The following is a 15,675-nucleotide window of genomic DNA, read 5'->3' on the forward strand; positions in this document are numbered from 1 at the left end:
CGTAGCGCCCCGACAATAGATCGGGTCAAACGCTGAATTAAGAAGCGGCTTTTTACTTCTGCAACTAAATTACAATAAGAAAGGTTTCTGCGAAAAAGTTTCTTGGTTATCTTAGGTGATTAACCAAAACTTTCGATGCCATGCATACCGTAGACATAAGGGGTAGGGAACTTCACTTGATTAATAGGGTTTTGAATAGACAGCAACGCAGGGAGCCATTTACTATTGAAGGATTGCGTGAACTAATAACTCGGCACTGCTGGAGCGATGATTTTCTTGCAAATCTTGAGAGGAATGGGTTGTTGCGTTTTGAGGATGGTCGAGTTTACGCTACCGATTTGGCCATAAGGTCAATAAATGAAAAGGAAAAAGCGGAAAGCAGATTGATCGAAGAACACATAATTGATGACTTTGAGTACGCATTCCTTGTTTTTATGAATAACAGGAATGAGCCAGTTCATGATTTTGACTTCCCTGATAATTTTAAATATCACTCTAAAATAGACGGTCAGCCAATACCTGGAACAGCTAACGGGTTTTATGATTGGATGGATGAGATACATAAGTACATTGATAATCCTACAATTGATGGATATGTACTAAATCACACAGGCAGAACAAGACTTGAAAAGCTAAAGCGTGATAAGGAATCAAAAGCCGAAAATGAAAGATTGGACATTAAAATAAAACGGCAAGCGATTGCTAACACCAAATTTTCGAGGAACGTAACTTATATTTCTTTGTGTGTAGCCGCAATAACTGCTTTTGTCCCGTTGATTATTTGGCTGGCGGACAAGGATAGGACGCAAAAAACAAGCACAGAGATACCACAACTAAAGCAAATACTGCAAACGCAACAGCAAACACAACAAAATTTCCAAGAGATTCAGAAAATCCTTCAGAGTTTAGATACTTCCGTAAAGAGGGTGAAAATCGAAAAGTAAACTTCATTGTATAAGCAGCCCGCTTTACCTATCAGTAGGCGACCCTAATAATTCAGTACACCAAGAAGCGTGGGCAAAAAAATAAAGACACCCGAAGGGTGGACTTGAAGCCAAAGCCCTGTGCGCTTACTTAACATAAAAGGCAGTTATCGGCGAAGGCGGTTGCCGCCTTACAAGAAAGGGATTTTCCAAGCCTGTGCGGTGGGTATTCCACTTTGCGGGGGCGCTTCGGAAAATCCCTTTCTTGTAAGGCGAGAGTGGTAGACTTTGCCGATAACTCGTATTATGTCTAAGTAGGTTGGCCGACGGGCGGGTGGGGATTTGCGACCTTTCATTTCAGACGCAAATCCACCTGGGCGTAGGCCGTCCGCGTGGGCGGCTGTTTGTCTTTTTTTTCTCCACGGAGTATAGACCTGAAAGGTCTAAGCAATGCCGCAAGGCATACGTGTTAAGCCTGCTTTTGCCTCCCACCGCAAAAGCGAAGCCTCGGCAAATTTGTCAAAGTAGTCGTTTCGTAAAAATCAAAACCCCCGGTTCATCAGACCGAGGGTCGGATACATCTAAAATTCAATCTGTAGACGAACTCGTAGGCGTTTCCAATTGATACGTAAACGAACTTTCATACTATACGGTTTATTGATGGCGGAATTGCCAGCAAGATTGATAAAGGTCGGGTGATGAATCCGACCTTTAATTTTGTTCGGAGTTTTGGTTGGTCTTTTTAAGCCACCACCATTGCCCACGAACGAACCGCATTTCTGCGTTGTGTTTACGTACAATAAAAATAGGTGTTCAGCCCCCAACCTGCAAATAGATATTCTCTATATGTTGTATATTTTTCATAGATTTACTCTATGATAGAAAACACAGAAGCCCTTGTAAAGTTTGCTAAAGGTTATGGCGGAGACGCAACCTTTGTTTTAATTCCCCAATCTACTCAAAACATTTTGAAGCCGCTGCTCGATAATCTCTACGTCCGTCTGCGTGAAAGAGGCGTGGAGCTTGTCTCTAAGATTAGATGAGTAGCCTCTAATAGCTATGTTGATAGGGTTCTTGCGAAGGTGTTCGGGCAGGTCGCTGCCTTCTGGAAGCGGCAACAAGTGTATGATAACAGCACAGGTTTTTTGACTTTCTTCTTTATTCATTTCTTCTGAAAGTGCGCTAAATCTTTGCATCATATACTTTCTAATTTCTTCAAAAACAATCTTTTCTTCAAACGTCAATCCGTTCCGGTAAAATTCTGGTTCTAAAATTTCGAGGTCAAAAAGAATAGTCATTAGCGGTTTAAAGTTTTAGTTCCGCTCAAGATAGTAAAGACTTTTATCATTATCACGCCTCTAACAATCTTCTATAAACGTCGCTACCTGTAACCATCGACGCTTCGCGGTGCGTTGGCAAAAAAAAGACAAACAAAGCACAGCCCCCTGTGAAGAAGCGCCTACTTAACATAATATAAATTATAGGCAAAAACTAGATTTTCCGAGATAAGGCTTTAGCGCCGGATCAGCGTGTCCCTGAACGGCCCGGCAAAGCTTTGCCTGAATTTGAGATAATCCGGAATGCTCACATTGTTCACGTAAATATTCCCGGGATGATGTGCGATGTATTCCTGGTGAACGGCTTCTGCCGGGTAAAAATTGGTCAGCGGCAAAACTTCCGTTGCGACTTTCTTGCCGTATTTGCCGGATGCATCAATTGCCGCTATGGCCTTGACGATGACCGCCTTTTCGTGGTCGTTCCGGTAGAATGCAATCGACCGGTACTGCGGGCCAATGTCCGGTCCCTGGTGCCCAACCTGGGTTGGATCATGGCTGGCAAAGAAAGCCGCCACCAGCCGGTCAAACGAAATTTTGGCCGGGTCGTAATAGACATTCACGCTTTCTGCATGACCGGTGCTTCCGGTGCTGACATTTTCGTAGCCCGGCGCCGGATTGCTTCCGCCTGCATAACCCGACACGGCATCACGAACGCCGGCCAGGCTTTGAAAAACAATTTCCGTGTGCCAGAAACAGCCCTCGGCAAACGTCGCAACCGCTTCGTTTTTTGCCGGTGCCGTACTGTCGGGCAGCGGCGCTTTGAAGACAAAACCTTTCCGTTCTTCACAGGAAGCCAGGAAGAAAAGCGCCAGGAACGGTAGAAAACCAATACGCATCGTCTTTTTGTATAAGTACGCAAAAACGGCAAGCCCGGACGCCAACGGTCTGTGAAATCATCCCTGCTCTACGTTCTTGTGCTCATGATTTCGTGAATGGCGTGTTCTGCCTCCGGAAAACTAAATGTAAATCCTTCACCCAGCAGCCTCCGTGGATAAACCCACCGGCTTTTCAGCACCAGCTCCGTTTCCGTTCCGATCAGTTTCGCACCGATTTCGAGCATCCACTGCGGCGTGGGCAAACCTACCGGGATCCCATACGTCTGCCGGATCAGTTGCATGAGTTTCCGGTTGGAAACAGCTCCCGGTGCGGTACAATTGTAAACGTCAGCCCGCTTTTGCTGCCCAAAAACCCATTCCGTCACCCGGGCAAAATCCTGCTCGTGTATCCATGAAACCAGCTGGTTTCCCGTGCCCTGGTGTCCGCCCAAACCCGTGGCCACCAATCGCTTCAGCCGGGGAAAAACGCCATCGGCCCGGCCAAGCACCAATCCAACCCGCAAAACCAGTTTTTGCGTTTGTGGAGTTTCTGTTTTCCAAAAATTTTCTTCCCATGCCGTGCAAACATCAACCGAAAAACCCGAGCCAACCTCGCCGGTTTCTTCATCCTGCAGCCGGTCTTCCGCATGCCGGTAAACGGTAGCCGAGGCGATATTGATCCACAGTTTTGGCGGTCGGCTTGCCCCTGCAATGGCTTCGCCCAACAGCGTTGTGGGCACCAACCGGGAGCGGAAAATTTCTGCCCTGTTCTTTGCTGTGTAGCGGCAGTTGACGTTCTTGCCGCACAGGTTAATCACCATATCGGCGTTGTCCAGTTCCGCTTCCCAGCCACCACGGCTTTCTGCATCCCATTTCACAATCCGGCATCCGGGCCGGCCGGTATCGGCTTCACTCCTGCTAAATATGACGATTTCTTTTGCTTTGTCTTTGTAATAATCTGCGAGAACCTTGCCCAGGTAACCGGAACCGCCAGCGAGGATAATTTTCGTAAACATAAAGGAGGTTTAAAAAATGAGCAGCAAAACCAACAGGCGATAGACGATCCAGCTAACCGTGACCTGGTGGCCAATCCCCAGCAAGGCGGCCCGTCGCATGTGCTCGAGCAGCATGGCGGTCACCACCATTCCAAACCCAGCCGCGTAAAAACCGGGGTTGCGCAAGGCCATCCAATTACCGATTATCATGATGAGGCCGAGCAAAATGCTCCCGGCAAACGAAACCGTCATCATGTTGCCAAGGTAATCCCATGCTCTTTCTTTCCGGATCAGACAAACGGCAGCCAGCTGCCAGGCCACCTGTCCGCCACAGATCAAATACTCGCGGTATCCGGACGTTTGCGGCAAAATGGCAGACAGTCGTAAACTATACCTCGAAAGGAAAAAGGAGGAAATCAGCCAGGTAAAAACCAGGAAGGCTATCCGGTATCCTTTGTGGAAAGAGGGTTCCATCGGGCTGGTTCTCGCCTCATCTTTTTTTGCAGGTACAAGAACTCGTCGGTTGAAAGAGACAAACTTATAAAGGACAGTGCACATTTTAAATAAGGCTCTGTTTCGCAGGCAGGGCCGCAACCAGGAAAAGGAGTTCCCGATGATCTGTAGCAGGCTTTCGACACCATAGTAGACCTTGCCGGACGGCAAATGCACCAGTGCGATTTCATTGGTAAACCGGTCCGGATCTACCAGACAGGCAATCTTGTCAGGCATCTCCTGGTAAGGCAAACGGCCGTTTTTATCGAGCATGCCCGTGTCGACAAAGCCCTTCGTATACAAATTACACATCGGGCAAACCGCATCGTAAAGAATGACGTGATCTTTTAATGTTTTCATATTTTCAATAAATTTTGAAAATTAAAATGAAAAAAATTATCGCAACAGTTTCAGGATCGCACCAAAAAACCAGTTTTCGTCGGCCTTCAGCATCGTTTCCACACTTTTATCGATTTTACCGGCAAACTCGTGAATGTCTTTCACCGTTTTGACAAACTGCTTTGCTTCTGTGGAATCATCGGTAACCGTCTCCATCTGCGAAAGTTCGCGCAAAAGCGGCTCAATTTCCCTCCTCTTCCGTTCACGGGAAATGCGTTTGGCCACCTCCCAAATGTCTTTTTCCGCACGGAAATATTCTTTGCGCTCACCCGGCACCAGCTCCCGGTAAACCAGGTTCCAGTTCATCAGTTCGCGGAGATTCATATTGGCATTTCCCCGTGAAATGCTCAGTTCTTCCATGACTTCATCGGTGCTCAGGGGTTTTTCCGTTGCCAGGAGCAACGCATGTACCTGCGCCATGGTGCGGTTGATGCCCCATTCGGCACCCAACCGTGCCCAGGTCTGAACGAATTGCTTTTTGGCTTCTGCGAGTTTCACAAGCCAAAGAAAACAAATGTTTTTATATTTTCAAAAATTATTGAAAATATAAAATGAATGCGTTGTGGTTTGCAGGAAAGATTCTTGCAAGTTGTCTAAAGTCAGGTAAATTATTTTGGTTCGTACTTAAATTAGAAACATGAAAAATTGGAGCAAACGAAAGAAGATTCTGCTGGGATTAATGGTTTTATTTATTGCAGTCCAGGCCATTCAGCCATCCAAAAACCAGGGAAGTCCAACCGGGCCAACCGATATTACAGCCGCGATGCAGGTACCCGACAGCGTGATGACTGTCCTGAAAAAATCCTGTTACGACTGTCATTCGAACCATACCACCTACCCCTGGTACGACAATATCACACCGGTGAACTGGTGGGTGAACCACCACATCAACGAAGGAAAAAGGGAGCTCAATTTCTCCACTTTTGCCGAATACAACCAACGCCGCAAGGCAAAAAAACTGGACGAAAGCGCCGAGCAGATCGAAAAAGGAGAAATGCCGCTGAAGTCGTACCTGCTGATGCACGGCGATGCAAAGCTTTCCGAAGCACAGCAGAAAATGCTGATCAACTGGTTTAAAAGCGCCAAGTCAGGCAGCGCCGGATCGCAGGCCACTGTAAACGAAGAAAAAGAACACGACTAGCCTTTCTCCCGGCATTAGTACAGCAGGCGCACTTTTATGGTTTCCGGAACCTGGCGAAGCAATGCCTCTGCCTTTTTGGAAAGCTGCTTGTCCACGTCAACCACAACATAACCGATCTCCTCGTTGGTTTTGAGATATTGTCCCAGGATGTTGATCTTGTTCCGCGACAGTTCGCTGTTGATCGCAGAAAGCACACCGGGAACGTTCCGGTGGATATGTAGGATCCGGTGGGCACCTGCCTGTGGAGGAAGCGAAAGCGCCGGCACTGTGTGCGATCCGAAGGTAATGCCTTTTTCCAGGTAGTTGAGCAGCTTGGCGCTCACATCTTCACCAATGTTTTGCTGGGCTTCTTCTGTCGATCCACCGATATGCGGGGTCAGGAGGACATTGGGAAGACCCTGCAGCGGCGAGCTGAACACATCACCGTTCTTTTCGGGCTCGACCGGGAAAACGTCAATGCCGGCACCGGCAATCTGGCCGCTCTCGATGGCCTTGGCCAGGGCGGGAAGTTCGATGACCTCTCCCCTGGCATAGTTCAGGATGATCGATCCTTTTTTGCAGTATTTGAGATTGGATTTATTCAGCAGGTCTTTGGTCTGGTCGGTTTCGGGAACATGCAAGGTGACGATATCTGCCTGCGACAGCAGCTCTTTGAGTGTTTTAGCATCGGACGCATTACCCAGCGGCAGCTTGGTTTCGATATCGTAAAAAATCACCTTCATGCCCAGGCTTTCGGCCAGCACGCTAACCTGTGAGCCGATGTTGCCATAGCCGATAATCCCCAGCGTTTTCCCCCGCAGTTCGTAACTGCCCTTGGCGTCCTTCATCCAGCCGCCTTTGTGGGCTGCGACGTTTTTATCGGGAATGCGACGGATCAGCATAATGGATGCCCCGATGACCAGTTCGGCTACAGAGCGGGTATTGGAATAAGGTGCGTTAAAGACGGCCACGCCACACATGGTCGCGGTATGGAGATCCACCTGGTTGACGCCGATACAGAAGCAACCGATGGCCTGCAATTTTTTGGCGGCCTTTAAAACATTCTCGGTAATCTGGGTTTTGGAACGGATACCCAGCAGGTGAACGTCTTTCACCAGTTGCACCAGTTCCTCTTCAGGAACGGCCTTGGTGAGCTTTTCAACCTGTACATAACCATTTGCCTTGAAGCTTCTTACAGCGGTGTCGCTGATGTTTTCGAGCAACAGGATCTTGATTTTTTCCCTGGGGTAGCTTGTGGTTTCCATGGCGCAAAGATGCAGGAAGATGTTGAATCGTAAAAGATGCAAAAATTTAGGGCTGGTGAAGTTTTTGTAACAGATTAAAAAATTATTTTTACGGCTTTTCGAACAAACAATCTACGTCTTTTGAAAAACTCATATCTATCTATTCTTTTACTGGCAGCCTTTTGCAGTTGCCATTCGCAAAAAGCCGATGTTCCGCAGCTAAAAGATGAACCGGCCCCGGTTGTAACCCAGGTCAAGCCTCTCCCCCCTTCCGAACTGAAAAAATACCACGACACTGTCGAGGACATCATGCAAAGAAACCTGTTACGGGGTTCCTTTAACGGTGCTATCCTGGTGGCCAAAAACGGCAACGTCGTGTACGAGCATTATGCCGGTGTGATGGACCCCCGCCTGAAAGGGAAAGACAGCCTGAGCGCAGAAACCTCCTTTCAGATTGCCTCCACAGGAAAAACGATGACATCAGCGGCTGTACTGAAGTTGTGGGAACAGGGAAAACTGAACATCAACGATGAAGTGACAAAATATTTCCCGGGCTTTCCTTATCCCGGCGTAACGATAAAAACCCTTCTCAACCACCGCAGCGGTCTGCCCAATTATTTGTATTATTTCGAAAAAGCGAAATGGAACCGCCAGCAGCAGGTCACCAATACCGATGTATTAAACTCGCTGATCCAGTGGCAACCGCCAAAATCTGCAGCGGCAGACAAACGCTTTCAGTACTGCAATACCAACTATGTGTTGCTGGCCCTGATCGTGGAAAAAGTGAGCGGACAGGCGTTTCCCGATTTCATGAAGAAAACCTTTTTCGAGCCCCTGGGCATGAACCATTCCTTTGTCATTGGCCCGAACCAGCAGCCGGGACATATGGTTTCCTTCCAGGGCAACAATGCGCTTTGGGCCCTCGATTTTTCGGATGGTCCGTACGGTGACAAAAATATTTATTCCACACCCCGCGACCTCCTCACATGGGACAGGGCGCTAACGGATGGAAGAGTCCTGCAAAAAGCCACCTTGGATTCTGCCTACACACCTTATAGCAACGAAAAGCCGGGTGTTCACAATTATGGCCTGGGATGGCGCCTGTTGTTCTTCCCGGAACAAAGCAAGGAAGTCATTTATCACAACGGCCACTGGCATGGATTCCATTCGGCCTTCTCGCGACTTCCCAATGAAGATGCCACCATCATCATTTTAACCAACAAGCACAACAACCTCATTTATACCGTGGCCAAAAAAGTTTACGAAGTTTTTGGCCGGTACAACGGCAAGCCCGAAGACGGCGAAGAATAAGACGTCAAAAAACAGTCGCCAATTGTCAATGGTAATTTCGTTTAGGCCCGACCGATCAACCGGTTGATGCAAAAAACGAAGGCCGTTCGCAATTGGCGATTTTCATTTGCGTACACGTGCATTCCGCGTTGTATTTTTAAGCGTGCAAATTCTATCAGCAGAACAAATCAGGGCCTGGGACCAGTACACGATTCAGCACGAGCCGGTTGCCTCCATTGACCTGATGGAGCGGGCCGCCCGCAAATGCGTCGACTGGCTGAAAGACATGAGCTGGAAAGGACGGAACTTCCGTATTTTTTGCGGCAAAGGCAACAATGGCGGCGACGGGCTGGCCATTGGACGCATGCTGCTGAGCGCAGGCTATACGGTTTCTTTCTACATATTGGAATTCGGAAAACTGGGCAGCGAAGATTTTCAAACCAATCTTCAACGGCTGCACGACATACCCGCCACGGATTTACACTTCCTGCAATCTGCCTCGCACTTTCCTATCCTGCAAAAAGAAGACATTGTTGTAGACGCCCTTTTTGGCGCAGGGCTTAACAAGCCCCTCTCCGGACTAAGCGCCGATTTGGTTGGTTATCTCAACCATGTTCATGCAACCGTTGTTTCCATCGACCTGCCGAGCGGGCTTTTTATGGATCAAAGCTCTTTAGGGAACACAGTCATCCAAGCGGATTACACCCTCACGTTTCAGTGTTACAAAACCGGCTTGCTGTTGCAGGAAAATGCACCGTTTATCGGGGAGATCCAGGTGCTCGACATCGGCCTTCATCCAGACTACCTTCAACAAACACATAGCCAGACAGAGTTACTCGACGAAGTCATGATCCGGAAAATTTTCCGGCCCCGAAAACGCTTTGCGCATAAAGGTAGTTTTGGTCATGCCCTACTTGTTGGCGGCAGTTATGGAAAAATGGGTGCCCTGGTGCTGGCAACCAAAGCCTGCCTAGGCACCGGTGCCGGCCTGACCACTGCGTTTCTGCCAAAATGCGGATACGGCATCATGCAAACAGCGCTGCCTGAAGCCATGACGCTTATTGACGAAAGCGAGGATAAACTGACAACACTGCCCGATGACATTGACCGGTTTAGTGCCATCGGGATTGGGCCTGGTATGGGAACGGCGCCGGAGACGGCTTCTCTATTATCATTTGTCCTTCGTCGTTATTCCAAGCCTTTGGTTATTGATGCTGATGGCCTGAATTGTCTTTCGCAACACAAAGGTTGGCTTACCTCTATTCCGCACTCTTCTATCCTTACACCGCATCCAAAGGAATTTGATCGCCTGTTTGGCGATCATCCCAACGATTTTGAGCGGATGGCGACAGCCCGTCAAAAAGCCACCGAATTAAATCTCATTGTTGTTTTAAAAGGACATCATACCCTGATCGCCTGTCCCGACGGGCAGGCATTTTTTAATTCTACCGGCAATGCCGGGATGGCCAAAGGCGGAAGCGGAGATGTTTTAACGGGAATTATTTCGTCCCTGCTTGCCCAGGGTTATTCGCCGATCGATGCGGCAAAACTGGGCGTTTACATTCATGGCTGGGCAGGCGATGTAGCGGCTAAGCGTTTTTCTAAAGAAGCGATGCTTCCCTCCCACCTTGTAGACGGCCTGTCCCATGTTTTTCTTCTGCTGCAGTCGTGAGGAATTGACCAGGAGACAAAACTGCAAAACAACCGGAATAAAAACTTCGCGGTACAAGCAAACAACCTTATTTGACAATTACGCTGCCGAGCCGCCCGGTTAATTCCATTTCCATTTGCTTCAGGTGATGATGGGTAAGAAAAAGAGTCATTTGTTCCTGGGGTGGCGCTTTTTCCATATCCGCCTGGTTTTGCGTAAGCAGCTTTTTGATCTTTTTGAGCTTGAGGTAGGTAATAGCCGACAGCACTTCCTCATGGCTGCGGTCTTCTTCTATCTTTAAAAAATGCTCCAACGCCTGTGAATTGTTTTTGTCGACCGTGTGCATAAAGGACTTAAAATCCTGGCGAAACAAACGGTCCTGGTAACCGGCCGACTGGTTTTTGTCGCTTTTCCAGTGGTGACTTTGCTGGTGGCGAAATTCAAAAAGGGATACAGCGAATGTACTCAGTTTGCTATCCGGGTGATAGATAAAATAATTTTTGTCTATGGGTTCGCCCTGGTCAATGTGGTTCTTGTAATCGTGTAAGATCCGGAGAACCGTGTCGTTTTCAAACAGGTCATCTTCCGGTAACTCCGAAAAAATATAGGTTGCTGTTGGCAAGCCATCTTCCCAGGGCTTGTTGCCGAGTTCCAGCAAAACCCTTGCAATTTCCCGCTCCTGCAATTCGTCTTTAAAAAGAAGATTGAAGGTATTGTCGTCGTACTCGTTAACAGCGGCTTTTTGCGCATTTTCTTCGTAAAACTGTGCTTCATCAAAAGGCAGCTTTTTATCGGAAGAAAGACGGTTGCGGATAAATTTATTGACAAGCGCCGTAAAGCCGGCTTCGTCGATATGCAAGGATTGCGAACACTGCCGGATGTAATCCTGCTGCCGGGTGAAGTCTTCCGTTTTGTCAACTTTCGAAATCGTTTCGGCCACCTGGTTGACGACCTGCGATTTTTTTGCCGCATCATTCCCGGCGTCCTTCAACAAGACATCAAGCTGGAAAAGGATAAAGTCTCTTTTGTTTTCCTGGACGAACTGGTGAAAACGGGCTGCACCCACTTTCCGAACATAGCTATCCGGGTCTTCACCATCCGGGATCAACACCAGTTTAACGACGAGGCTTTCTTCAAGTGCCATATCCAGGCCCCGTAGCGCAGCCTTGACACCAGCCGAGTCGCCGTCGTAAATGATGGTTAGGTTGGTCGTAAATTTCTTGATCAGCCGAAGCTGGTCCTGCGTGAGCGAGGTACCGCCGCTGGCCACCACGTTTTCAATCCCTGCCTGGTGAAGCGATAGTACATCGGTATACCCTTCCACCAGGTAGCATTCGTTGGCTTTGTCGATGGCCTGCCGTGCGAAGTAGGTCCCATAAAGTATCTTGCTCTTTACGTACAATTCGTTCTCCGGCGTGTTGATATACTTTGGCGCCTTGTCGTTTTTTTTGATCAGGCGGGCACCAAAACCGATCACCTTGCCGCTGTTGTTGTGAACAGGGAAAATGATCCTGTCGCGGTAATTATCCTGGAGTTGCCCATTCCGCTCCACCACGAGGCCGGCCTTTTGCAACAACTCCTTGTTGTATTGATTGGTGAGGGCCTCACTTGTCAGCGCATCCCGCGACTCGGGCGCATAGCCCAAACCAAATTTTTGGATGATGTCTTTGGTAAAACCTCGCTCATCGAGATAGCTTAACCCGTTTGCTTTTCCCTGCGGTGTTTCGAGCAACTGCCTGGCATAGAACTTTTGTGCAAATGCGTTGATGATGTGCAGGCTTTCAGCCGTTTGCTGGTGGAGCTTTTGCTCCGGGGAAGTTTCGGTCTCCTCGACTTCGACATTATAGCGGTTGGCCAGCCAGCGCAAGGCTTCTACATAGGTCAGCTTCTCGTGCTCCATCAGGAAGGAAACTGTATTGCCGCTTTTGCCGCACCCAAAACATTTGAAAATCTCCTTCGAAGGCGATACGGTAAACGACGGTGTCCGCTCGTTGTGAAACGGGCAGTTGCCCAGGTAATTGGCACCGCGCTTTTTCAGCTTCACGAAGGAGCCGACGACCTCAACGATGTCAAGCCGCGAGAGAATTTGTTGTATGGTGTTTTGCGTGATCACAAGAGGTCAAATATAAACGAGCCGCACAAATGAACTGGATAAAATTGCTGAACGGCATCGGTTTGTTTTACGAGGAAACAAATGAAAATAATCAGCTTGCTTGGTGATAATTTAAAGAAAAGACCTGACAAAAAATAGATTTTTTTCCCTGAAAAGAGGTTTAAATTTAACCTACCATCTACACCTGGAGGAACACGAAAATGAAAACGAACAATTTCGATTTTTTAACCTTTAAATTTTCACCTCATGGTTCAGACAGACATCTCGCAGTTGGCCGCAGAGTGCGCAGACTGGCGGCAAATCCTTCGCAATTATCGTGACGAGTTCCATAGTTGCGAAAAAGCCCTGACAGAAACGTGCAAACAGTCTCTTACGAAAGACCACCTCACGCAGGTCGAACACTTTCAAAACCAGTTCGACATTCAGCTCCGAAACATTCACGACCTCAAACAAACCATCAAAACACACGAACGAAAAGCGCAGCAGGAAAGTGCCGGTGATGACGTCTTTTCCGAGCACGAACACCTGCTCAACGAGTTCCTGGGCCTGGAAGGCACTTTACAGGAACTCCGGGACGAGTTCAGGAATTTTATAAACAATACGACCTGCTGATAAGACCTTCTTATCAGCTTTTTTGTTTTTACGCATGCGGCACCGTATGCCGATTACTCCATTGCCTCACTTAAAACACAAATCAAATGGCAGCCGAATTTGATACCTCACACGTCAAAAATGTTGTTTTGCTGGGCCACGCCGGGTCCGGCAAAACAACCCTGGCGGAATGCATGCTTTACGAAGCAGGCCTCATCAACCGCCGCGGCACTGTTGAAGAAAACAGCACGGTTGGCGATTACCACCCACTGGAACAGGAACGCGGCAACTCGATTTTTTCAAAACTGATGCACACCAAATGGCGCGGTTACAAAATCAATATTCTCGATACACCGGGTTATGACGATTTTGTAGGCGAAGTTCTGTCGGCGCTGCGTGTTGCAGACACAGGCGTGATGTTGCTCAACGCCGCGATGGGTGTGGAAGTTGGCACCGATATCATCTGGGAATACACGGAAAAATTCAAGACACCGATGATCTTTGCAGTGAACAAGCTGGATGATGACAGTGCAGATTTTGATAAAACGGTCCAGCAGGCCAAAGACCATTTTGGCAGCAAAGTGACTGTTGTACAATACCCGCGACAACAGGGCGCCGGCTTTCACGAAATCATCGATGTGCTGCGCATGACGATGTATAAGTTTCACGACAGCGGTGGCAAACCCGAAAAACTGGCCATTCCCGACGACGAACGGGAAAAAGCCGACAATTTGCACAAGGAATTGGTGGAGGCAGTTGCCGCCAACGACGAAGCCCTGATGGAAAAATATTTCGACAAGGGAGAACTCGAAGAAGATGAACTGAAAGAAGGGCTCAAAAAAGCAATGATCCATCACGACATCTTCCCGCTCTTTTGCCTCAGTGCAACACGGAACATGGGCAGCGGACGGCTCATGGGTTTTATTGACAACGTTTGCCCGAGTGCCAACGAAATGCCCCCGCAAAAAACCCGTAAAGGTGAAGATTTGCCCTGTGACGCCGACGGCCCGGCGTGCATTTTTGTGTACAAAACAATCTCCGAACCGCATGTTGGCGACATGTCTTTTTTCAAGGTCTACTCCGGAACAATTAAAACCGGGATGGAGCTTGTAAACGAAAGCAATGGTTCATTTGAAAAGATCAACCAGCTATTCCTGATGGAAGGCAACAAACGCCTTCCCGTTCAGGAACTGACAGCCGGTGACATTGGCGCGACTTTGAAATTGCGTAATACCCACGTCAATAACACCCTTCACGTCAAAGGAAAAAATTACGAACTGCCGCCAATCGAATTCCCTTCGTCCAATGTGACGTACTGCATTGAACCGGTCAACAAGGGCGAAGAGGAAAAACTGGCCCAGGCTCTTCACCAGTTACGGGAAGAAGACCCGACGCTGGTCGTTGAAGTATCAAAGGAATTAAAGCAGACACTCCTCCATTGCCAGGGTGATATGCACCTGGCGGTAGCGAAATGGAAAATTGAAAACCTGCACAAGGTGCCGGTGAAATTTGGCAAGCCAAGAATTGCCTATCGCGAAACAATCCGTAAAACGGCTGAAGCCAACTACCGGCACAAAAAACAATCAGGTGGCGCAGGCCAGTTTGGTGAAGTATACATGCGAATCGAGCCGTTTTATGAAGGCATGCCCGAACCCGTAGGCCTGAACGTACGCGGCAGGGATAGTTTTGACCTCGACTGGGGTGGAAAACTGGTTTTCTACAACTGCATTGTCGGGGGAGCCATCGATGTTCGTTTCCTTCCTTCCATTTTAAAAGGGGTAATGGAAAAGATGCACGAAGGGCCTTTGACCGGTTCTTATGTTCGCGACGTGAGAGTCTGCGTTTACGATGGGAAGATGCATCCGGTGGACAGCAATGATATCTCCTTTAAAATAGCCGGTATCATGGCGTTCAAAGATGCGTTTCAAAAAGCCGACCCCCAGGTACTCGAACCAATTCATACGGTAGAAGTGCTTTGCCCGGAAGAGTTAACCGGTGCGGTGATGGGCGATCTTCAAAGCCGCAGGGGGATGGTCGAAGGCATCGATACCGAAGGTCACTTCCAAAAGGTAATTGCAAAAGTGCCTCTTGCCGAGATGCACGATTTCTGCTCCTCTCTTCGCTCTATTACCCAGGGGAGAGCAAAGTTTAAGATGTCTTTCGACAGCTATCAGCCCGTCAGCTATGAGTTGCAGCGGAAACTTGCAGAGGAATACAACAAATCCGCCGAAGAGGCAGTGGCCTAAGAGAGTGGGATTGCCCGATTAAGCGAAGCCTGGTGAGGGTTCATCAGGCTTTTCTCTTACTTGGCCTACAAAGTGTCGGTAAAACACATTTAGGATTATGTTTTTAAACTTTTTCAGTTTAATTTGTTCCGATAAACAACACAAACCAATCTTCTACCTATGCATGCCTATTTTCGAAATCATCAATTGTACCTTGCCGAGAGGTGCGAATGGCTGGATCGCCACGTGACGAAAACCAGTCAGCGTGCTCTTATGAAAATTGAAAGTTGGAAGCTTATTGCTCAATCAAACGACCAGGAGCAGCAATTGCGCCTGGTAGAAAAATTGCTGAAAGACAGTCTCCTCACTCCCATTCCGGCTCAAACCGTTTTGCACAAGGAAGGCTTTTTTCTTTCCAATCTCGACAACTAAGAACATCGCATGTACCGAAAATAAAAATGACCACCGCTTGGTGGTCAT

The 15,675-nt window shown here is 48.2% G+C and carries 14 protein-coding genes; 7 read left to right on the top strand and 7 right to left on the bottom strand.

Annotated features, from left to right (window positions below; all coding sequences use genetic code 11):
- Positions 1-140: 140 nt before the first annotated feature.
- Complete coding sequence (locus D6024_RS13445) at positions 141-944, top strand: hypothetical protein (RefSeq protein ID WP_121355140.1); 804 nt, start codon at positions 141-143, stop codon at positions 942-944.
- A gap of 920 nt (positions 945-1,864) precedes the next feature.
- Here D6024_RS13445 and D6024_RS13450 read toward each other — a convergent pair.
- From D6024_RS13450 to D6024_RS13470, 5 genes are all read right to left on the bottom strand, one after another.
- Complete coding sequence (locus D6024_RS13450; RefSeq protein WP_121355141.1) at positions 1,865-2,221, bottom strand: hypothetical protein; 357 nt, start codon at positions 2,219-2,221, stop codon at positions 1,865-1,867.
- Positions 2,222-2,436: 215 nt separating this feature from the next.
- A complete protein-coding gene (gene msrA / locus D6024_RS13455) occupies positions 2,437-3,096 on the bottom strand; it encodes a peptide-methionine (S)-S-oxide reductase MsrA (protein ID WP_121355142.1) in 660 nt (219 codons plus the stop codon).
- Between the two features lie 68 nt (positions 3,097-3,164).
- Positions 3,165-4,091 (bottom strand): TIGR01777 family oxidoreductase, encoded by a 927-nt coding sequence (locus D6024_RS13460; protein ID WP_121355143.1) that lies wholly within the window; start codon positions 4,089-4,091, stop codon positions 3,165-3,167.
- A 9-nt stretch (positions 4,092-4,100) separates the two neighbouring features.
- Positions 4,101-4,922: a thiol-disulfide oxidoreductase DCC family protein gene (locus D6024_RS13465; protein ID WP_121355144.1), complete on the bottom strand. Its 822-nt coding sequence runs from the start codon at positions 4,920-4,922 to the stop codon at positions 4,101-4,103.
- Positions 4,923-4,958: 36 nt separating this feature from the next.
- Positions 4,959-5,459: a GbsR/MarR family transcriptional regulator gene (locus D6024_RS13470; protein WP_121355145.1), complete on the bottom strand. Its 501-nt coding sequence runs from the start codon at positions 5,457-5,459 to the stop codon at positions 4,959-4,961.
- 139 nt (positions 5,460-5,598) lie between these two features.
- Here D6024_RS13470 and D6024_RS13475 point away from each other — a divergent pair, with 139 nt between their 5' ends.
- Positions 5,599-6,102 (top strand): heme-binding domain-containing protein, encoded by a 504-nt coding sequence (locus D6024_RS13475; protein ID WP_121355146.1) that lies wholly within the window; start codon positions 5,599-5,601, stop codon positions 6,100-6,102.
- Positions 6,103-6,116: 14 nt separating this feature from the next.
- Here D6024_RS13475 and serA read toward each other — a convergent pair whose 3' ends face one another.
- On the bottom strand, positions 6,117-7,346 hold the full coding sequence (gene serA / locus D6024_RS13480; protein ID WP_121355147.1) for a phosphoglycerate dehydrogenase: 1,230 nt from the start codon (positions 7,344-7,346) through the stop codon (positions 6,117-6,119).
- A 120-nt stretch (positions 7,347-7,466) separates the two neighbouring features.
- On the opposite strand from serA, the gene D6024_RS13485 reads away from it, so the two are divergent.
- Both D6024_RS13485 and D6024_RS13490 read left to right on the top strand, forming a co-directional pair.
- Positions 7,467-8,636, top strand: a complete 1,170-nt coding sequence (locus D6024_RS13485; protein WP_121355148.1) for a serine hydrolase domain-containing protein — start codon at positions 7,467-7,469, stop codon at positions 8,634-8,636.
- Between the two features lie 142 nt (positions 8,637-8,778).
- Entirely contained in the window at positions 8,779-10,287 is a 1,509-nt protein-coding gene (locus tag D6024_RS13490; protein WP_121355372.1) for an NAD(P)H-hydrate dehydratase, read from the top strand.
- Positions 10,288-10,354: 67 nt separating this feature from the next.
- On the opposite strand, the gene dnaG is transcribed toward D6024_RS13490, so the two are convergent.
- Entirely contained in the window at positions 10,355-12,379 is a 2,025-nt protein-coding gene (gene dnaG, locus D6024_RS13495) for a DNA primase (protein ID WP_121355149.1), read from the bottom strand.
- Positions 12,380-12,625: 246 nt separating this feature from the next.
- Between dnaG and D6024_RS13500 the strand changes: the two genes are divergently transcribed.
- The 3 genes from D6024_RS13500 (at position 12,626) to D6024_RS26725 (ending at position 15,627) form a co-directional block, all read left to right on the top strand.
- Positions 12,626-12,991: a hypothetical protein gene (locus D6024_RS13500; RefSeq protein ID WP_121355150.1), complete on the top strand. Its 366-nt coding sequence runs from the start codon at positions 12,626-12,628 to the stop codon at positions 12,989-12,991.
- 86 nt (positions 12,992-13,077) lie between these two features.
- Positions 13,078-15,216: an elongation factor G gene (locus D6024_RS13505; protein WP_121355151.1), complete on the top strand. Its 2,139-nt coding sequence runs from the start codon at positions 13,078-13,080 to the stop codon at positions 15,214-15,216.
- Positions 15,217-15,468: 252 nt separating this feature from the next.
- Positions 15,469-15,627 carry a hypothetical protein gene (locus D6024_RS26725; protein WP_162944751.1) on the top strand — a complete coding sequence of 53 codons (159 nt, stop codon included), beginning with the start codon at positions 15,469-15,471 and terminating at the stop codon, positions 15,625-15,627.
- Positions 15,628-15,675 lie beyond the last annotated feature (48 nt).

It is taken from the genome of Flavisolibacter nicotianae (assembly GCF_003628535.1).
Lineage (GTDB): Bacteria > Bacteroidota > Bacteroidia > Chitinophagales > Chitinophagaceae > Flavisolibacter > Flavisolibacter nicotianae.